The following is a 20,504-nucleotide window of genomic DNA, read 5'->3' as shown; positions in this document are numbered from 1 at the left end:
GCAACACAAAAGTACGGCAATTTTTATAGGAAAAAACGATGCGAATCCTACAAAGAGCTGGATATTTGTGTTAACCGAAGGGGAATGTGATGCGGGTGGCAAAGATTACGACACCCGCTGCGCTTTCAGCCTTTCCTGTAAGAAATCGAGAAACACGCGGGTGACTTCGCTGCGCTGGCGGTGCTGCGGATAGAGCGCATGCAGGCTGAGCGAGCCGGGCTGGAAGGCGTCAAGGATGGGTACCAGCGAGCCGTTTTCCAGCGCCGGACCGACGATAAACTCAGGCAGCAATACAATGCCCAGCCCGGAAATGGCGGCGTCGCGCAGCACTTCGCCGTTGTTGCTCAGCACCGGCCCGCGCACGTCGAAAATCCGCAGTTTGCCGTGGCGCTCCAGCTCCCAGCCGTTTTGCCCTTCGCGGCCATATCGCAGGCAATCGTGCCGGAGTAAATCGTCCGGCGTTTCCGGCGTGCCGCGCCGTTCGAGATAACCGGGGCTGCAGCAGATAATACGTTGAAGCTGCCCCAGACGGCGCGCCACCAGCGAGGAATCCGCCAGATTGCCAATACGGATGGCGATATCAAAGCCTTCGCCCACCAGATCGACATACCTGTCCACCAGTTCCACCTGGAACTGAATCGCCGGGTTTTGCTGCAAAAACTCCGCAATCAGCGGCGAGAGATGACTGATGCCAAATGACATCGGAATACTGATGCGGTACGAGCCCTGCAACGCCTGTCGTTTTGGCGAAACGGCCCTTTCGGCTTCTTCGATATCGTCGAGAATGCGCTGCGCGTGTTGTGCAAAAAGCTGGCCGGATTCGGTCACCGACAGTTTGCGCGTATTGCGGTTGAGCAGCCTGACGCTCAGCGACGCTTCCAGCGCGGCCATCCGGCGGCTGACGTACTGTTTGGAAAGCAGCAGCTGTTCGGCCGCTGCGGTGAAATTCCCGGCTTTCACTACCGCCACAAAAATACGGAGATCTTCAATCTGCATGTCAGTTTCGCCCTGAGGAATACGCCCGGTTATTGTCAACCAAAGTGTGACAGTGATAGTCAATCCACCTCATTGTTGAGCAAATTAGTTTACGTGTATTCTCTGTTCATCGGAAGCGCAAACGCACTTCCCCCCTGACAACACTGAGGAGTACACCATGATCGAACAACGTCTCTCTGAACAACGCGGCTTAGGTGACCACGGCTGGTTGCATTCCCGTCACACATTTTCTTTCGCGAATTACTGGGATCCAAAACAGGTCGGTTTCTCAGACCTGCTGGTGATTAACGATGATCAGGTCGCACCGGGTCGCGGCTTCGGGGCGCATCCGCACAGCAACATGGAAATTATCTCCTATGTGCTCGAAGGCGCGCTGGAACATAAAGATTCAATGGGCACCGGTTCCGTGATTGTCCCCGGCGATGTTCAGCTGATGAGCGCAGGCAGCGGTGTGACACACAGTGAATTCAACCACTCCGGTAAAGAAAACGTGCATTTCCTGCAAATCTGGATTGTGCCGTCAGAAAATGGCACCGAACCGGGATACCAGCAGGTGTCCGTCGCAGAAGCGGAAAAACGCGGGAAATTCCGCCTGATTGTTTCACCATCTGGCACAGACGGTTCGCTGACCGTGCGTCAGGACATGAAAATCTACGCCGGTTTCTTCGACGGTGCGGAACAGGCGACGTTTGCCCTCGATGCGGATCGCTATGCTTACCTCCACGTCGCCCGCGGCAGCATCAAGGTGAACGGTGTCGAATTCAGAACCGGCGACGGCGCGCGTATCCGCAATGAAGATAGCGTCACCTTTACCGACGGCGACCAGGCGGAAGTCCTGCTGTTTGATTTGCGTCCGGTTGAAGTGAATCATCCGTCACGCTGATACGGCGTAATGCCTGAGTAAAGTACGCAAAAGCCCAAGCCTGTGATCATCCTGAAAAGGAAGGTCGCAGGCTTTTTTTTGGGCATCGGGCGGTGTTCTGACGACGCATTCACCTGCGCTATAATTGCGATGCAATACGTAATATATTAAGATGAATATAACGATATGTATGACACATATGGAATATTTCTCAGGAGAGAACATGAAGAAGTCACTGTTTGTTCTGGCAGCCGCCATCACTATCAGCGCATGTAGCAGCCAGACCGGCGTGAAGCAAACTGATTTGCAGCATCATCGTTTCGAGTTGCTGAGTGTGGATGGTCAGACGGTTCCGGCCGCACAGGGCCGTATTCCGGAAATTGAGTTCGGCTCAAACCTGCATGTTTCCGGTCAGATGTGTAACCGCTTTATGGGTCAGGGCAATCTGGAAAATAACGTGCTGACGGTGAAAGGCCTGGCCTCAACCATGATGCTGTGCCCGGACGAGAACCTGAACAAATGGGATCACGTGATCAGCGACGTGCTCAATAACGGCGCGGCCGTTTCCCTGAATGAGAACAAGATGGTCCTGAAACAGGGTAAACATACGCTGGTTTACCGCCTGAAAGACCGGATGTAATCATGAAAAAGCCAGACACCCGTCTGGCTTTTTTAACCCGCAGTACAACGCCCTTGCATCAACGCGGCTTCAGAGCACTGACGACCATTCGCCATCGAACACATGCCGACGCGGCTGCCATCGAGCTGTGGCGCTAATCTGAGTTGCCCGCCTGCCATTGAACAGGCTGCATACGCCGGGCTGTCCATGTTGACGGTACGCTGACCGACATTCACGCTGTTGCCTTTTTGGGGGACGTCAGCCGAATCGTTGTGGCTGCTGCATGCGGCTAACACCAGTACACCGGCGGCCAGTAACACGCGAAACGCAGTGATCATCTGTCCTGCTCCTGAATGATTTTGGGTAATGCGGGGAATTTTTTCGAATCGCCATCATATCCGAGGTTTTTCGCCTGCGTCGAGTCCGTTGGCGAAATAACATCAACTTTTTCCTAAAATAATTCCAAAATTAAACACTCCGACACATTTTATTTCGTATGGTTATTTCTTTGACTCATAAAATAGAGAGTGATTAACCGCTTTTCCTCCTGAATAAGAACGGGAAATATAACGATAAAGGAGCAATACATGCTGACAGATTTCTTACTGCGGATCGCCCTGGCCGGTGCTTTGGGCGGATTGATTGGCATCGAACGTCAATTACGCGCCAAAGAAGCCGGATTACGTACCCATATTCTGGTGGGGATTGGCAGCGCCATGTTTATGATTGTGTCGAAATACGGTTTCGCCGATATTCTGATGCAAACACACGTCAGTTTTGACCCCAGCCGCGTGGCAGCGCAGGTGGTCAGCGGCATGGGCTTTCTCGGCGCCGGGACCATCATTATCCAGAAACAAATTGTTAAGGGATTAACCACCGCCGCCGGATTATGGGTCACTGCCGCCATCGGTCTGGTGATTGGTAGCGGCCTGTATGAGATCGGGATATATGGCGCTTTTATGACCTTAATTGTGCTGGAAGTTTTTCGCCAGATCAGCAATCACTGGGTCGGTCATCACCATTTAATCGAAATACGTTTATTGCCGGAAAGTGTGCCATCGGTTTTATTAGCATTACAGAAAATGCGTATTCGCCCCGGCCATATCAAAATCAATCAGCGCGATGAAGATGAAAGCAAATGTGAACTGATTCTGGACGTTATCCTGCGGCCCAAACAAAGTGTCGACAAACTTTATGAAGCGCTGATGTCAGTGAAAGGAATAAAACGCATCGATATTAATTAATCGCCACTTACGGCGAGAATTCCCCTATTTCGCCGCTGACGCACAGGTTATTCCTGCCAGCGGCTACGACTATTCCTGAAACTGCTCCGCCGCGCATAACCCCTTAAAATGTCAGGTGAAAAAGCCCTGCACACAATCAGGATAAATTGATTAATCCCCCCTCTGCTAAGCTTTTATGATTATTGCCGGTAAAAATTACTGTTTCCCGGCCTTTTTGTGAGCAAAGCAAAGGGTATTCCATGATCACCACTGACGGTAATAACGCAGTCGCTTCCGTGGCTTATCGCACCAACGAAGTCATTGCCATCTACCCGATCACTCCCAGTTCTACCATGGCCGAAATTGCCGGTGCCTGGTCTGGCGAAGGGAAGAAAAATTTATGGGGCGATGTCCCGACGGTAATGGAAATGCAGTCTGAGGCCGGCGCGATTTCCACCGTCCACGGCGCATTACAAACCGGCGCACTGTCGACCTCTTTCACCTCGTCGCAGGGTCTGTTGCTGATGATCCCGGTGCTGTACAAACTGGCCGGTCAGCTGACGCCGTTTGTCCTGCACGTTGCGGCGCGTACCGTCGCGACGCACGCGTTGTCTATTTTCGGCGATCATTCCGACGTCATGGCCGTGCGCCAGACCGGTTGCGCCCTGCTCTCTGCCGCCAGCGTGCAGGAAGCGCAGGATTTCGCGCTGATCGCCCAGGTCGCCAGCCTTAACAGCCGCGTGCCGTTTATCCATTTCTTCGACGGTTTCCGGACCTCGCATGAAATCAATAAAATCGCACCGCTGAGCGACGACACCCTCCAGCAGATGCTGCCGCAGGCGCAGATTGACGCACACCGCTCCCGCGCCTTGTCACCGGATCATCCGGTGATCCGCGGCACGTCTGCCAACCCGGACACTTATTTCCAGTCCCGCGAAGCCACCAATCCGTATTACAACGCCACCTGCCAGCACGTTATCGACGCCATGAATGCGTTCGCCGCCCTCACCGGCCGCGAATATAAGCCGTTCGAATACGTCGGCGATCCGCAGGCAGAACGCGTGATCGTGCTGATGGGTTCCGGGATCGGCACCGCCGAAGAAGTCATCGAAACCCTGAATGCACGCGGCGAAAAGGTCGGCGTGCTGAAAGTGCGTTTATACCGTCCGTTCAGCGCTGAACATTTGCTGGCCGTGCTGCCGCAATCCGTGAAAAGCATTGCCGTGCTGGACCGCACCAAAGAACCGGGCGCGCTGGCCGAGCCGCTGTATCTCGATATCATGACCGCGCTGGCTGAAGCCTATAACTGCGGCGAGCGCGATTCGCTGCCGAAAGTGATCGGCGGCCGTTACGGATTATCGTCAAAAGAATTCGGGCCGGACTGCGTACTGTCGGTGTTCCGCGAACTGGCGCTCAGCAAACCGCGTCCGCGCTTTACCGTCGGCATTTATGACGACGTCACCGGGCTTTCCCTGCCGGTGGTTGAAGAAGAGTTGCCTGAGCGCGCCTCACTCGAAGCCCTGTTCTACGGGCTGGGCAGTGACGGTTCTGTATCAGCGACCAAGAACAACATTAAGATCATCGGTAACAGCACGCCGATGTATGCGCAGGGTTATTTCGTCTACGACTCCAAAAAGGCCGGTGGCTTGACGGTTTCGCATCTGCGCGTCAGTGAAAAGCCGATCAAATCCGCGTATCTGGTCAGTCAGGCGCATTTCGTTGCCTGCCACCAGTGGCAGTTTATCGATCTGTATCAGATGGCAGAACGTCTGCGTCATGGCGGGATTTTCCTGCTTAACACGCCGTTCAGCGCCGGTGAAGTCTGGGCGCGGTTACCGCTGGAAGTGCAAGCGACGCTGATTCAGCGCGAAGCTCGTTTCTACGTGATTAACGCGGCGAAAATTGCCCGCGAGTGCAAACTCGGCGCGCGCATTAACACCGTCATGCAGATGGCGTTCTTCCACCTGACACAAATCCTGCCGGGCGACGAAGCGCTGAAAGAATTGCAGGGCGCGATTGCCCGCAGTTACAGCAGCAAAGGCGAGGACGTGGTCACGCGCAACTGGATGGCGCTGGCCGCCACGCTGGAAGAGCTGGTTGCCGTCCCGTTGCAGGCCATTCCGGAAAATCCGCGTAAACGTCCGCCTATTGTTTCGGACGCCGCGCCGGATTTCGTCAAAACTGTCACCGCCACCATGCTGGCCGGGCTTGGCGACGCCCTGCCGGTTTCCGCCTTCCCGCCGGATGGCACCTGGCCGACCGGCACCACGCAGTGGGAAAAACGTAACATTGCTGAAGAAGTGCCGATCTGGAAGCCGGATCTGTGTACGCAGTGTAACCACTGCGTCGCCGCCTGCCCGCACTCGGCCATTCGCGCCAAAGTGGTTCAGCCGGACGCCATGGAAAACGCTCCTCCCGCACTGCAATCGCTGGACGTTAAATCCCGTGACATGCGCGGCCAGAAATACGTGTTGCAGGTCGCGCCCGAAGACTGCACCGGGTGTAATTTGTGCGTGGAAGTCTGCCCGGCGAAAGACCGTCAGGATCCGTCCATCAAAGCCATTAACATGGCCGACCGCATCGAACATCTGGAAGAAGAACGCGCCAACTATGACTTCTTCCTTAAGCTGCCGGAAATCGATAAAACCACGCTGGAACGCATTGATATCCGCACTTCGCAGCTGATCACGCCGCTGTTTGAGTATTCCGGTGCCTGTTCCGGCTGTGGCGAAACGCCTTACATCAAACTGCTGACGCAGCTGTACGGCGACCGTTTGCTGATTGCCAACGCCACCGGCTGTTCTTCCATTTACGGCGGTAATTTACCGTCAACGCCGTACACCACCAACGCCGATGGCCGTGGTCCGGCGTGGGCGAACTCTTTGTTTGAAGACAACGCCGAGTTCGGGCTGGGCTTCCGTCTGACGGTCGATCAGCATCGCCGCCGCGTGCTGCGTCTGGTGGAATCGCTGGAGCCGCATATTCCGGCCGATGTGCTGGGCGGCCTGCGCGATGAAACGTCTACGCCGGAAGTTAAACGCGGGCACGTCACCGCGCTGCGCAAGATTCTGGCCGACATTGATACACCGGACGCGCGCCAGCTGGCAACCGACGCGGATTATCTGGTGGATAAATCCATCTGGCTGATCGGCGGCGACGGCTGGGCGTATGACATCGGTTTCGGCGGGCTGGATCATGTCCTGAGCCTGACGGAAAACGTCAACGTGCTGGTGCTCGATACCCAGTGTTATTCCAACACCGGCGGGCAGCAGTCGAAAGCCACGCCGCTGGGTGCGGTCACGAAATTCGCCGAACAGGGCAAGCGCAAATCGCGTAAAGATCTGGGTGTGAGCATGATGATGTACGGTCATGTGTATGTGGCGCAAATCTCCCTCGGCGCGCAGCTCAACCAGACGGTGAAGGCGATTCAGGAAGCCGAAGCCTATCCGGGGCCGTCGCTTATCATCGCGTACAGCCCGTGCGAAGAACACGGCTACGATCTGGCGCTCAGCCATGATCAGATGAAGCAGCTGACCACCACCGGTTTCTGGCCGCTGTACCGGTTTGATCCGCGTCGCGTGGAAGAAGGCAAACCAGCGCTGGCGCTCGATTCAAGGCCGCCTTCCAGCGGGCTGACCGATACGCTCAATAATGAGCAGCGTTTCAGAAGGCTGAATGCGCAACAACCGGAAGTGGCGACGCAGTTGTATGCGGCGGCGGAGAAGGAATTGCAGCAGAAATATGACTTTCTGGCGCTGCTGGCGGGGAAGAAGAGCGAGTCTGAGTCGTAAGATTTAAATCAAGGTCGTGGGCTCCACCCTACCTTTCTCAATAATAACAACGGATTGGTTTGCTCCTCCCCCTGCGAAGGGGGAGGTCGGGAGGGGGTTTTGCAGGCCACTGAGCCGTTAAAACCAACACCCCATCCCGTCCTTCCCCTCGTGAGAGGGGAAGGAGCAAATCAAAATCACCCGGCATCAATCTTCCGAATTACACAACCCCAGGTTCCGAACAGGCATCTTAAAAGATCACTTCGTAATTTTTACTTAAGGCAAATGGAAGGTTGAGGTTAATTTATTTCGAGAATGATTATCATTTGTGAATGAATGATTGTGGGATTTATGTCTAAAATAGGCATCGCAGAAGTTCCCTGTCTTTCATTATCTGAGAATCCAGTGCCGGCTTTCGAGAAATATTACACTGAATTATATCGGTTTATTAACCGTAAGCTTCGTGACCGCGAGCATGCAGAAGACATAGCGCAGGAGACGTTTATCCGGGCTTTGTCTGTCACTCAGCCGGTCCGGTCGCACCGGAGTTTGCTGTATCGCATCGCGCGAAATCTGCTGGTCGATCATTATCGCCGCCCCGAACTTCCGCTGGATGAGGCGTCTGAAGAAACCGATGGCGCGCATTTTGCCGCACCGTCTCATCTGCAACCTTACGAACTCATTGAAGAAAATCAGTATAATGCGCTGATGACCCGCACCATCGAAGCCCTGCCGCCACGATGCCGGGAAGCTTTTATCCTGCATCGTTTTGACGGATTGTCGCAAAAGGATGTCGCGAGCCACATGGGAATATCCATCAATATGGTCGAGAAGCATATTATCCGCGCCATGATTGCCTGCCGGAACAGCAATGACGCCTGGCAGCAGGAACATCACACCCCGAAAGCCGCCGCTCACGCAGAAAAGGATGCCCGCGATGAATAACATCTCCGATGCGCAGTTGTCCGCCAGCGAACAGGCCGCGCGGTGGCTGAGCCGGCAACAGGCCGGTTTGTCGGCACGCGAACAGCGCGAGTTTGATGAGTGGCTCTCGCAGGGCGAAAATGCCGGGGAATTTCAGGCGATGCAGGCCGTGTGGCAGCGCGTCGGCGATTTGCCGCAGGAAAATATTGCCCGGTTGCGGGCTTCGCTGCCGGTGGAAAAACCGCAGGCGCGTCGTCCTTTCTGGTTTGCCGCCCCGGTTGCCGCGCTGCTTTGCGTGATGCTGATGTGGCCCGCGTGGCAGTGGTTTGCACCGCCGGTCATGACCACCGCGTTTCATACCGGTCGCGGAGAATTAGAACAACTCACGTTGCCCGATGGCACGTTAGTCAGCCTTGATGCCGAAACGCAGTTGCAGGTTGCGTATTTTGAGCAACGCCGCGAAGTCACGCTTATCAAAGGTCAGGCGTATTTTCAGGTGCAACATCTGGAAGATAAGCCGTTTATCGTTTTCAGCGGCCCTTCCCGCGTGACGGTTTTGGGGACTCATTTCAGCGTACGGTACATTCCGAAATCGATGAGCGGTGATGGCACAGACGTTGCCGTAAGCAGCGGCGCGGTGCGTGTCGGGCCGCGGTCGTGGCTGCAAAATATGCACTGGCGCGTGATGGCTACGCTGCTGCAGGATCCGCAAAACCGTCACCTGATGGTGCTTCGCGCCACGCAGCGGGCGACCAGCGATGCCAGCGGCACACTGACGCGTCAGGCGTCTGTCGCGCCGGACACCATTGCCGACTGGCGGCAGTCGCGGATTAATTTTAATAACACCCCGCTCAGTCTGGCGCTGGCCGAATTCTCGCGTTACGGCGAAATGCCTTACCACGCGGCCTCGCAGGACGTCGCCGCGCTGCGCATCAGCGGCAGTTTTAACGTTCACCGCCCGGACAGCTTCGTCCGCGCATTGCCTAAAGTGTTGCCGGTAAAAATCAGCACGCAGACCGGCGAAACGCAGATATCGCAGCGCTGATCGTCACAAAAATTTCCCCCCGCTAAAAAAGTTTAAAAAATTTCAGGAGACGACGTCAGGGTTTTGGCGTCGGTCTCGTCTTCAGAAAGGATAATGATTCTTATTTGGTTTTTTCTGGGGATAACTGCATGACCATTTCGACGATTTACCAAGGCGTCCGTTTCAAAACCGGCCTGACCGCCATCGCGCTGGCCGTTTGCTCTCCGCTCGCCGTTGCGGCGGCCACGCTCACCGTTTCACTTCCGGCTCAGCCGCTGATCGCTTCGCTGAATACGCTGGCACAGCAGGCTGGCGTGCAGCTGATTGCCGCGCCCGACTCTGTGGCGCAAAAAACGGCACCGTCCGTGAAGGGAACGATGACGCTGGAAGCCGCGCTTGGCCGCGTGCTGCAAGGCTCCGGCCTGAGTTTCAGCATTGAAAATGACACGGTTGTCGTCGCCCCGCAGCCTGCTGCCGGTTCCGATACCATGACGGTGAACGGGCAATACGGCGCGTGGACCACTGTTCCTCAGGAAAGCAATTCCGCCACCAAAACCGACACGCCGCTGCTTGAAGTCCCGCAGTCAGTTTCCGTGGTGACGCGCGAGCGTATGGATCGCCAGAACGTGCAAAGCGTGACGGAAGCGCTGCGTTATGTTCCGGGCGTGAAAACCGAAACCTACGGTGTCGATCCGAAAGGTTATGACTGGATTTATATCCGCGGCTTCAATGCCCTGACCACCAACGATTACCGCGATGGCCTGCGTCAGCTCAACAATAGCTACAGCTATTTCCGCACCGAGCCGTATGCGCTGGAACGCATTGATATCGTGCGCGGGCCGTCATCCACCCTTTTCGGGCTGGGCGATGCGGGCGGGATTGTGAACCGCGTCAGCAAACTGCCGTCCGCACAGGGCGTACATGACGTTCAGGTTGAACTGGGCAATTTCAACCGCCGTCAGGCGCAGTTTGATATGAGCGACAAAATTGACGATGACAGCCACTATCTGTACCGCGTCATTGGCCTCGCCCGCGACAGCGACACGCAATTTCAGTACAAAAACGGGCCGGACGTGGAAGATAACCGTCTGTATCTCGCGCCGTCGTTTACCTGGCTGCCAGACGATCAGACCAGCCTGACCCTGCGTGCGGATTACCTTCGTGATACGTCCGGCGGCACCGTTTCCGTACTCACCAAACCGGGCGGCAATGTCACCGACACCCTGCTCGGCGATTACAATTACAACCATTTTCGTCAGGAACAGTTCACCGTGGGTTATGAGCTGAGCCATCAGTTCAACGACATTTTCCAGGTGCGCCAGAACGTGCGCTACGGCCAGACTGACACCATTCTTAACAACCTGCTGCCGGGTAACGTCAGTTTCACCACCGGCACCGTCTCGCGTAACGCCATCCGTTTTGATGAACACATGCGCGCGTTCAATATGGATAACCAGTTGCAGGCCGATTTCGCCACCGGTCCGTTGACGCACCGCCTGCTGACCGGGCTGGATTACAGCCGCCTCGACGGTAATGCCAAACGTTTTGGCGCAGCCGCTCCGGCGCTGGATATCTACAATCCGGTGTACGGGCTGGATATTGCGGATCCGACTTACGCGCTCAATGACAACGATCAGACCACCGCACAGCTCGGCGTTTACATGCAGGATCAGATTTCCCTGACGCCAAAATGGCTGCTGACATTGGGCGGCCGTCATGATGACGTGAGTATGCGTACCGAAAATAACCTGACTGACACCACCAGCTGGGTGGACAAAGGCGCCTGGACCGGGCGCGCCGGTCTGACCTATCTGGCCGAAAACGGACTTGCGCCATACATCAGCTACGCCGAATCTTTTGTGCCAAACAGCGGCACCGACAGCAGGAACCGTACGTTTGATCCGAGCCAGGCGCACCAGTATGAAGTCGGCGTGAAATATCAGCCGGATCCCACGCTGCTGATGACGCTGGCGGCGTTCGATATCACCAAAAGCAACGTACTCACCAATGAGATCGTGAATAACGTCATTACCGGTTATCAGGTGGCGTCCGGCGAAGTACGTTCGCGCGGTATCGAAGCCGAAACCACGGTGAAGCTGACGGAAAATCTGGATGCGCTGGCGTCGTACACCTACACCGAAACGGAAATCACCAAGAGCAACAACGGAGATCGCGGCAAACAACAGGCTAACGTGCCGAAACATATGGCCTCGACCTGGCTGAACTATGGTTTCCATCAGGGTGTGCTCGACGGCCTGCTGCTCAGCACCGGCGTGCGCTATGTCGGCAGTATGTATGGTGATAACGCCAACACCATTCCGGTGAAGAACTTCGCGCTGGTGGATGCGGGTGCGAAATATCAGGTGAACCAGCATGTGACGGTCGGATTCAATATTCAGAACCTGTTTGATCACCACTATGTCGGCACCTGTGACGACGACACCAGCTGCTATCCGGGGCAGGAACGGACGTTTATCGGCTCGCTGAAATACAGCTTCTGATGTCCGCTTTTTTACTCAGTCGTCGTGACTGTCTGAAAGCGTTGCTGGCGCTGCCGTGGGTGAATGCCCCGGCGGCGCTGGCCGCTTCGTCCCAGTCCGTACCAACAAACGCAGATCGTATTATCGCGATTAACTGGCTGGCGGCGGAAACCTTGCTGTCACTGGGCATTACGCCGCTGGCCGTTTCCGATGTGGGCTATTTCCACCGGCGGATCGCCGAACCCGTTTTACCGGAAAATGTGCAGGATATCGGCCCGTATTGGGAACCGAATATCGAGCTTATCGCCGCCCTGAAACCCACCCTGATCCTCAGCGATATGATCGCGCCCGCCCTTCTCGACAGCCTGCAACGCATCGCGCCGGTGGAGGTCGTTTCGGTCTATCCCGCTGCGGGCGATCTCTGGCTGGCATTAGTCAGTTTTACTGCCGGTCTGGGCAAAAAATTCTCCGCATCCGCGCAGGCGGCGCAGCTGATAAACCGCGCCACCCGTGCCCTCAGTGACGGCCAGCAACGGCTCAGCCGCGTGGCCGGTCAGCGGATCCTGGTGGCGGTGCGCAGTCAGGACGGTAAATACGTCACGGTGTATGGCCGGAACAGCCTGCCGGACGTCATTCTCACCCGCCTTGGCCTGAGTAACGCCTGGACGCAGCCGGTTGGCGCGATGGGCACGGCAAACGTCAGCGTTGAGAAGCTGGCGTCATTGCCCGCTGACTGGCTGTTTTACACCGAATTACCGACGACGCTGACGCAGGTTTCCCGCCTGCGCCAGCCTGACGGATTATGGCAACAGTTGCCGCTGGTTGCGGGCGGACGCGCACGGGAACTGACGCATTTCTTTCCGTTTGGCGGCCTGACGACAGCCATTGGTCTGGCACAGCACATCACGACAGCGCTCACGGATCCTGACTCTCATGCGTAAATTATCTGCGTTGCCCTGGCTGATTATCCTGCCGCTGGCGCTGCTGTGTGCCCTGCTGTTAATCAGTAATCTCGGTCGCCTTCATGCCGGTAATCTGCCTTCCACGGCCAGCCTGTTACTGCATTACAGTTTTCTGCCACGGCTGGCGACCGGCGCGCTGGCGGGCATGGCGCTGGCAACCGCCGGTTTGCTTTTCCAGCAGGTTCTGCGCAATCCGCTGGCGGAACCGGCCACTTTGGGGATTGCCGCCGGTGCCAATCTGGCGATGTCGGCGGGCATTATCGTTCTCCCCGGTTTACTGGTTTTCGGCCTGACGAATCTGGCGCTGGCCGGTGCGGCGCTGACCGCGCTGGTGCTTTATCTGTTGATCGCCCGTCAGGGGCTGGATCCGCTGAAAATCATTCTGACCGGCATGGTCATCAGCCTGTATGGCAATTCCGTGAACACGCTGATGGTGTTATTCAATCATGATTATCTGAGTGATTTATTCAGCTGGCAGGCCGGTTCGCTGAACCAGAACGGCTGGCCGGTCGCACAGTTTTTACTGCTGCCGGTGCTGTGTCTGATGGCGGGAAGCGCGCTGCTGGCAAGACCGCTGATGCTGATCGGTCTGTCAGATCTGAGCGCCGGTGCGCTGGGCGTTTCTGTGGTGAAAATCCGCATCGCCACGCTCGCCGTTGCCGTGGCGCTCAGCGCGCTCATCACCAGTCAGGTCGGCATCATCAGTTTTATCGGGCTGGCCGCTCCGGCGCTGGTGCGTCTGGCGGGCGTCCGGCGCTTCACGCATCAGCTGATCTGCGTGCCGCTGGCCGGTGCCGGGCTGCTGACCGCCGTCGATCAGCTGGCGCAATTTCTCTCACCCGCCGGCGGGGATTTGCCGACCGGTGCGCTCGCAGGATTACTCAGTGCGCCGCTGATGCTGATGTTGCTGTTCCGCCAGCGCAATCCGTATATCGCCCCGCAAACGTTGAACATGCCGGTGTTACGCACGCTGACGCGCCGCCGGGTTGCGGTTCTGTTGCTGATGCTCGCGGGCGGCATCGCGCTTTCGCTGTTCGTCAACTGCACACCCGATACCGCGGCGGCAATGGGTTCACTTCTGCAATGGCGCTGGCCGCGGATGCTCGGTGCGCTCAGCGCGGGCGCGATGCTGGCGGTGGCCGGTGTGCTGATCCAGCGACAGAGCGGCAATCCGCTGGCAAGCCCGGAACTGCTTGGTATCAGCAGCGGCGCATCGCTGATGGTGGTGTTGCTGGTGATCCTGTTCAATCAGCCACTGTCGCAGCTTTTCCCCGCCGCGCTGGCGGGCAGTTTGCTGGCAATTTTCACACTGTTTATGTTCGGCATGCGCTCGCGTTTCCAGCCACAATCGATGGTGATGGTCGGGCTGTGTCTGACCAACCTGAGTATGGCGCTGAGCATGTTGTTGCTGATGAGCGGCGACCCGCGCGCGATGATGCTGCTCAACTGGAGCACCGGATCGACCGCCGGGATCACGCCTGAACGCGCGATGTGGGGCGCGGGACAGGCGCTTGTGCTGATCCCGCTGGCGTTGTTATTGCAGCGCCGGATTACATTGCTGAGCCTCGGGCAGCAGACCACGCGGGCGCTCGGTGCCGGCGTGCGCCGCAGCAATATGCTGATTTTACTGCCCGCCGCCGCGCTGACCGCAGGCGGTACGCTGCTGATTGGCCCGCTGAGTTTTGTCGGCCTGATTGCACCGCAGCTTGCCCGTTACAGCGGCGCGAACCGTTTTCGTGCGCAATGCCTGCTCGCCGCGCTGTATGGCGGATTGCTGATGGTGATCGCCGACTGGCTGGGCCGCAATATTGCCTGGCCGTGGCCGGTATCAGCCGGAATGCTCTGCGCATTGCTCGGGGGACCGTGGTTTTTGTGGGGTCTGGTGAGACGGTAGGATCGCGGGGAACGGGGCTCGTTTTAACGTTAACGTCAAAGTCGTGGGCGTCGGCCCACACCGACTTGGGGGCGGCATATCGCCACCGCCCCCAAGACCCCCGGGCTCTTTCACTGCGCGCTATCGCTGGGACGATGGACATGTTCCGCCATATCCGCGGGTGGCGCGAAATCTCGCCGCTGCGCGGTACCTTCCCTACGGGCTTCGAGCCTTGCGGTCTCGAACCCTCGGTCAGCAAAATTTCTGAGCGCGCCATCCCATCATTCAAGAGAATCGATATTCATGCTTCTTCGTTTTTCAAAATAATGAATGGTATGGCCAGGTTGTGAACTAACAGGCTATGGCCGCTTTCAAAAATTACGCTGTAAGGAGAGATGGAAAAACGCGTATCTTTTCGCGCGGTTTGTAATCCGACTGGAAGGAACCGCGCAGCGGCGGGATTTTGCGGCAATAGCCGGAGCCGCTGGAAAATAGCCAGCGAGCGGCAGCGCGCAGTGAAAGAGCCCGGGATTCTCAAGGGACGCGGCGACAGGCGCTCCTTGAGGCCGGTTTGGGTGGCAACCCAAGGTCTTGATTTATGAGAGGCGATCACCGCAATTGAAAACCCAAATTACTCCCGCTGAAGCCGATGCTTATGCCCCTTCATCAGCCCCAGCGAAGCCGAATACGCGGCTCCCTCATCCCCTGCCATGATCGCTTCGTAGATCTTTTTATGCTCGTTCAGACACATGCCGCCTTCCTTCGACGAGTACTCGAAAAACCACTTAAAAATCGTCGTCAGCACATTACCGAACGGGACATAAAAACAGTTGCCGGAGGAGATGAAAATCATCCGGTGGAACTGGGTATCGATATTTACCCACGCCTGCGCATCGAAATTCTCCGAAACGTGGCACATCTGGCGGTAAATTCTTGACAGTTCAATGCGTTGCTCTTTACTGGCGTTCACCGCTGCCAGCGCCGTGGCATGCGGTTCTATCGCTTTGCGGAATTCGAGAAACTGATGATAAATATCTTCCGTGGCTTCCATGCCCTGCATCCATTCCAGCAGTTGCGGATCGAGCATGTTCCACTGCGGGCGTTCTTTAACGCGGGTGCCGATTTTCGGGCGAGATTCCAGCAAACCTTTCGACGTCAGCAGTTTCAGGGCTTCACGCAGCGCGGTGCGGCTGACACCAAACTGTTCGCCGAGCTCGATTTCGCTGGGCAAAATGGCGCCGGGTGCCAGTTCGCCGGAGAGGATTTTGCGGGCAATATCGCGGGCAATGTGGGTGTTAAGGCCCCGGGTCATGCCTGCGGCGGTTTCAAACTGCATCGTCATTCGCTTCCCTTTTTCTGTGCAGATTGCCGACATCATAGTTCAGGCGACGCCGCGCTGCATGCGGGCGTCGCGCTAAACTCACAAACTGTGCGCTATGGTGCCATCTGCCCGCCGTTGACGTCTAATATCTGGCCGGTGATGTAACCGCTGCACGCATGGGATGCAAAAAACAGGAAGCTGGGTGCCAGTTCTTCACTGGTGCCAAAGCGCCCCATGGCGATAGAACCGGCGATTTTCTCACGGACTTCCGCACTTTTATCTGCGTGGAAAACCGTGTCGATAGTGCCCGGTGCAATGATGTTGAAACGGATATTGTCTTTGGTGAATTCCTTCACCCAGTTGCGGTGAACGTTGTGCAGCCAGGCTTTGGACGCCGCGTACAAACTCGCGCCGGGCCCGCCGCCTTCGCGTCCGGCAATCGAACCGGTGCTGATCACTGAGGTGGTTTTACCGCTTTGTTTTGCCGCATGGCGTAAATGCGGAATGGCGAATTTCGTCAACATCAGCGCCGAGCGGGCGTTGAGATCCATAACATGATCATAAAATTCGTCATCGATATTTTCTAACCCCTGACGGCCGCCCAGCCCGCCTGCGTTATTAATCAGCACGTCGATGCCGCCAAAACGTTCGACAAAATTGGCGACCAGCGCTTCGCATTCCGCAGACTTCGTCACGTCGGCACCAAAGTACGCCACTTCGCCGCCATTTTTGGCAATACCGGCCGCCAGTTTATCGAGGCTCGCGTCGTGGCGATGACCGTTGATCCCGACTTTCGCCCCTGCCGCCGCAAAGGCCTGCGCCGCTGCCAGACCGATGCCTTTCGTTGAACCGGTAATCAGAACTCGCTTGTCTTTCAGATCGTTAAACATGATGACTCCTTTATGACTCGGGAATGTTCAGAGATGAGACGGCTCGCCACGCCGTGCTGAAGGCGTTTTCCGCATCCGGTGTCGGACCGTTACTGATGCGGACGTTTAATGTCCGGTTGCCGGTGCAGAGAATATTCAGTTCGGTTTGACGGTCGTCGTGGCTGACCACCCGGACCTGTAAGACTTTCCCTCTTGCGTCGAGGGAGGTTTCAGTCGCTTCGTCAAAATAACCGTGGGTTTCAAATACGCTGGCAAAAATGGCGTCAGAACCGTGCGTGCGCAGAAGCAACGCCGGTTCGCTGCGCAGGTTGAAATGCGGATCGTTTGCGCCGGTGCGCGCGACGATCAGTTCGCCGCCGTCGGGGAATGCGCTGACGAGCGTCCGGTAAGTTCCGCCGTCCAGCCAGCTGAACAGCGCAGAATCACCGGCGGGCACTGAGCCGCGTGCGCAATCCCAGAGATGCTGATAGCCGTGGTTTTCGCCCAGTGGTTTTAATTCGCTGGCGGCTTTCAGCGTGATATCGCTGCGCACAAACTGGCCGAGATGATGCAGGCAATAATCGTAACGATGCGGCTCGTCGCTGGTAAGACGGAAAACATCGACGATCAGCGGGGATGAAAACTCCGGTAAATCGAGCAGCAGCACGGTACGTTGCTGTCCAACACCGGGGCTGTAATCGTGCAAACGCGCACTCATTCCCTGCCCGGCCTGAGCCTGCGTGACAAAGAAATGCCGCTGGCCGGAACGCTTTTCAGCCTCCAGACTTTGCCCGCCGTTCTGGCTCTGACCGTCGACGACGACCGTATTGTGCGCGACGGTTTGCTTGCAGTAAGTGTTGTTCTCGGAAATATAGCGCCCGCCGAATTTCGGCTCGACATTAACCCAGCGGCCAAATCCGTAGTCGCGCAAAAACTCGCGCCCGTGATTAAACAGGCTCAGATGCAGCCCGTCGAAATGCCCGTGATTCAGCGCCGAATGCAGGCGCGGAATGCTGCCATGCTGTCCGTACCACATCAGCGCCATGGTCTGGTTTTCTTCACCCCTGCGCAAAATCCCGATCCCCCCGTGCTGCCCTTCCGGCCCGTCGCGAAGTTCAACGCTTTCCCGATTTAGCGGCTGCGCAGGGGAATCCGATAACTCAGCGGAAAGCGCCAGCGCGGCGGCACTCAGCCAGACGGTTTGCTGTTTCTGTGCGACGGCGAGCCAGCGCGGATCCTGATGATAACGGTGATAACAGACGCTGGCGGCAATCACCGCGCCGTCGTCGCAGATGTTGATCGTTTTCGAGGAATCATTGAGCGCAGGCCAGGTGCCGTCGGGGAACGCGGTGAGGATTAATGCTTCGCAGGTTTTACGGATAATCTCGTCGCGGAACTGAAAGATCTGCAATTCCGGCTGCCGGCGTTCAATCACTTCCGCCAGCAGTAACAACGGGCGCAGCGCAAAACGATGGTAATACGGCCCTTCAATGTAATAACCGTCGGGTGAAAACAGCTGGCTGAGCTGCGCAAAAAATCCTCCGCTTTCGCTGTCGCCTTTCAGCCCGTACAGCGCCTTTTCAACCAGCGAATCATCTTCCAGCGCGTACCCGCTGATGGCAGCCGCCGCGACCGACCAGATCCCGTGGTTATGTACGATATCGAAATCTTTCGCATGGCGGCTGAGTGCGTCATCCGCCATCACGCGAAACAGGTGGTCTTCGATGTGCGCACGCTCAGGCTGACTGAGCGACGGCATCAGGCAGTGATAGCCTTCGACGGCGTACAGCCAGAACATATTTTCATTGAGCCTCTGATGGAATATCCGGCCCGGCGCGTTGCTGTCTTTACTGGTCGCGCTGCCCAGGGTCGGGTAAATATCGGCGTAACCGTTCAGCAGTGAAAGCGCGAATTCCCGGTAGCGCCGCTCGCCGGTGATCAAAAAAAGTCGTCCGGCCAGATTGATGTAAACGTAATTTTGTTTGTGCTGATGATGTTCCGCGCCACCCGCTTCGCCGTGACCGGGCACCGGCGCCGGTTGCGCCATGAATGTTTCCAGTGCGGCGATATTTTCGCGAAGCACCGCGCCCGGCAGCGTCCCGGCGTCCCGCTGCGCCCGCAATTGTTGGGCATCGTCGGGGCTAATCAGCAGCGGTTTCCAGCGGCTCATTTTTTTCCTCCGGCGGCCTGCGGCGCGACATAACCGGCCGCAAACGCGGGCAGCGATAACAGCCAGGTTTCGCGTTCCGCCTCCATCACCGCGCCGCGCGTGACGTCTTCATGATACCCGCCCGCAGCGGGTTTAACGGCAGGCGGCAGTTCAAACGTGGCGCGGCGGATTTGCTGCTCGTAACGTTGCCCGCCGGTGCCGTTATCCGCCCACGACAGCAGCGGCACAGGACGCACGCGGATCTGGTCGATGGTTTTATACGGCCACGGCACGGACGGGTCCGTGTAACGCGCCATAAAATCCAGCGAGGTCAGCAGCCCGCCGCCTTGTGGAGTTTTGTAGTGCCAGAGATCGATGCCGTTTTTCTGCGCCAGCACCGCCATCATGCTGATCGCCTGCAAATTGAAATAGCTGTAATGGAACGAACGGGTGCGCGCCAGTTCGGCGGGTTGCGTGCCGTCGGGTTTGAGCTGGATATCCAGCTTACTTTCCATCAGTTTTGCCATATCGCGGATCACCGCTTTATCGCCGAGATACCACGCAATACCGGACACCTGCGTGACATACCAGTTACCGTGATTGTTCTGCGTGCGCCCCTCTTTTTTGGCGATTTTGCTGCCCTGAAGCCAGGTCAGATAATCCTGCATCCAGACGCGGATTTGCTGATCGTCATTGTCCGTCCATGCCGGATTTCCGTGCAGCAAAACCAGCGAATCCACAATGCGCGTGGAGAAGTAACGCCCGTCAAGTACACCGGCGTTTCGTCCGGCAGAAATACCCGGCACGCCCTGCGCATAATTCAGGTTCGGGTTCATGCACGTTTCCGGCGTAATAAACCACGCCCGCAGCAGGCTGGCAGCTTTATCGGCATATTTCTGTTCGCCGGAGAAGTACCAGGCCAGCGTCAGGTTCTGCACCCGCGCGGTGAAATCCGCCAGCCGCACGCCGTCACTCTGCTCGTTTTTGCTCGCCGGATTGACGCGCCCGTCTTTACGGATCCACGGCAAACCGTCCCCTTTGCTGCTGTCCGGCCACCAGTAAGCGCTCAGGCTGAGATAATCGTGCTTCGAGCCGGAGGGCGGCGTCATGCCTTTGTCAGTCACGCTCAGGTCGGGCTTTTTCAGCGCGGAATCCGCCGCCGCCAGCAGATGCCGGTAAGCATCCTGCGTTTGCGGAGCCGCAGTGTTTTCATGCAATTGCTGGCGAACCACGTTCAGCTGTGCCGTGTTCAGAAATGCCGGTTCTGCCGCCAGCGCACCTGCACTGCAAAACGCCATCATCGCCACGACAGCGAGCTGTTTAACATCAACGGTACGGCACTGAATAAACGTCATGCTTTCTCCGGAATTAAAAAGGGTTAGCGCGCTTTAGTAATACAAATAAAGCAATGAATGATTCGAAGCGCCAGTCG

Annotated in this window: 15 protein-coding genes; 9 read left to right on the top strand and 6 right to left on the bottom strand. The window is 56.9% G+C overall.

Annotated elements, in window-relative coordinates; all coding sequences use genetic code 11:
- Positions 1–105: 105 nt before the first annotated feature.
- Positions 106–996, bottom strand: coding sequence for a LysR family transcriptional regulator (locus IV433_RS18010; protein WP_195815364.1), 891 nt, complete (start codon positions 994–996; stop codon positions 106–108).
- 157 nt (positions 997–1,153) lie between these two features.
- On the opposite strand from IV433_RS18010, the gene IV433_RS18005 reads away from it, so the two are divergent.
- Both IV433_RS18005 and IV433_RS18000 read left to right on the top strand, forming a co-directional pair.
- Positions 1,154–1,879: a pirin family protein gene (locus tag IV433_RS18005; protein ID WP_195815300.1), complete on the top strand. Its 726-nt coding sequence runs from the start codon at positions 1,154–1,156 to the stop codon at positions 1,877–1,879.
- A 202-nt stretch (positions 1,880–2,081) separates the two neighbouring features.
- Positions 2,082–2,498 (top strand): META domain-containing protein, encoded by a 417-nt coding sequence (locus IV433_RS18000; protein WP_152327128.1) that lies wholly within the window; start codon positions 2,082–2,084, stop codon positions 2,496–2,498.
- 32 nt (positions 2,499–2,530) lie between these two features.
- Here IV433_RS18000 and IV433_RS17995 read toward each other — a convergent pair whose 3' ends face one another.
- Complete coding sequence (locus tag IV433_RS17995; protein WP_195815299.1) at positions 2,531–2,815, bottom strand: putative hemolysin; 285 nt, start codon at positions 2,813–2,815, stop codon at positions 2,531–2,533.
- Between the two features lie 249 nt (positions 2,816–3,064).
- Between IV433_RS17995 and IV433_RS17990 the strand changes: the two genes are divergently transcribed.
- The 7 genes from IV433_RS17990 to fhuB all read left to right on the top strand — a co-directional run bounded on the left by IV433_RS17990 (position 3,065) and on the right by fhuB (position 14,754).
- Entirely contained in the window at positions 3,065–3,721 is a 657-nt protein-coding gene (locus IV433_RS17990) for an MgtC/SapB family protein (RefSeq protein ID WP_195815298.1), read from the top strand.
- A 239-nt stretch (positions 3,722–3,960) separates the two neighbouring features.
- A complete protein-coding gene (gene nifJ / locus IV433_RS17985; protein ID WP_195815297.1) occupies positions 3,961–7,491 on the top strand; it encodes a pyruvate:ferredoxin (flavodoxin) oxidoreductase in 3,531 nt (1,176 codons plus the stop codon).
- Between the two features lie 315 nt (positions 7,492–7,806).
- Positions 7,807–8,415, top strand: coding sequence for an RNA polymerase sigma factor (locus tag IV433_RS17980; protein WP_326838665.1), 609 nt, complete (start codon positions 7,807–7,809; stop codon positions 8,413–8,415).
- Positions 8,408–9,439, top strand: a complete 1,032-nt coding sequence (locus tag IV433_RS17975; RefSeq protein WP_195815296.1) for a FecR family protein — start codon at positions 8,408–8,410, stop codon at positions 9,437–9,439. Before IV433_RS17980 ends, IV433_RS17975 begins: the two co-directional genes overlap by 8 nt.
- Positions 9,440–9,567: 128 nt before the next feature.
- A complete protein-coding gene (locus IV433_RS17970) occupies positions 9,568–11,919 on the top strand; it encodes a TonB-dependent siderophore receptor (protein ID WP_195815295.1) in 2,352 nt (783 codons plus the stop codon).
- On the top strand, positions 11,919–12,839 hold the full coding sequence (locus IV433_RS17965; protein ID WP_195815294.1) for an ABC transporter substrate-binding protein: 921 nt from the start codon (positions 11,919–11,921) through the stop codon (positions 12,837–12,839). The genes IV433_RS17970 and IV433_RS17965 overlap by 1 nt, the downstream gene beginning before the upstream one ends.
- Positions 12,832–14,754 (top strand): Fe(3+)-hydroxamate ABC transporter permease FhuB, encoded by a 1,923-nt coding sequence (gene fhuB, locus IV433_RS17960; protein WP_195815293.1) that lies wholly within the window; start codon positions 12,832–12,834, stop codon positions 14,752–14,754. The genes IV433_RS17965 and fhuB overlap by 8 nt, the downstream gene beginning before the upstream one ends.
- A 610-nt stretch (positions 14,755–15,364) precedes the next feature.
- Here the strand turns inward: fhuB and IV433_RS17955 are convergent.
- The 4 genes from IV433_RS17955 to IV433_RS17940 all read right to left on the bottom strand — a co-directional run bounded on the left by IV433_RS17955 (position 15,365) and on the right by IV433_RS17940 (position 20,427).
- Positions 15,365–16,075: a FadR/GntR family transcriptional regulator gene (locus tag IV433_RS17955; RefSeq protein WP_195815292.1), complete on the bottom strand. Its 711-nt coding sequence runs from the start codon at positions 16,073–16,075 to the stop codon at positions 15,365–15,367.
- Between the two features lie 92 nt (positions 16,076–16,167).
- The gene (locus tag IV433_RS17950) at positions 16,168–16,944 is read right to left on the bottom strand and encodes an SDR family NAD(P)-dependent oxidoreductase (protein WP_195815291.1); all 777 of its coding nucleotides are present in this window, start codon (positions 16,942–16,944) and stop codon (positions 16,168–16,170) included.
- A 10-nt stretch (positions 16,945–16,954) separates the two neighbouring features.
- A complete protein-coding gene (locus tag IV433_RS17945) occupies positions 16,955–19,093 on the bottom strand; it encodes a heparinase II/III domain-containing protein (protein ID WP_195815290.1) in 2,139 nt (712 codons plus the stop codon).
- On the bottom strand, positions 19,090–20,427 hold the full coding sequence (locus IV433_RS17940; RefSeq protein WP_195815289.1) for an alginate lyase family protein: 1,338 nt from the start codon (positions 20,425–20,427) through the stop codon (positions 19,090–19,092). The genes IV433_RS17945 and IV433_RS17940 overlap by 4 nt, the downstream gene beginning before the upstream one ends.
- Positions 20,428–20,504: the final 77 nt, after the last annotated feature.

The sequence above is a fragment of the Rahnella laticis genome, from assembly GCF_015644585.1.
Taxonomy (GTDB): Bacteria; Pseudomonadota; Gammaproteobacteria; order Enterobacterales; family Enterobacteriaceae; genus Rahnella; species Rahnella laticis.
Note: the sequence above shows the minus strand (reverse complement) of the source record. Positions and strands in the feature narration are given on the sequence as shown.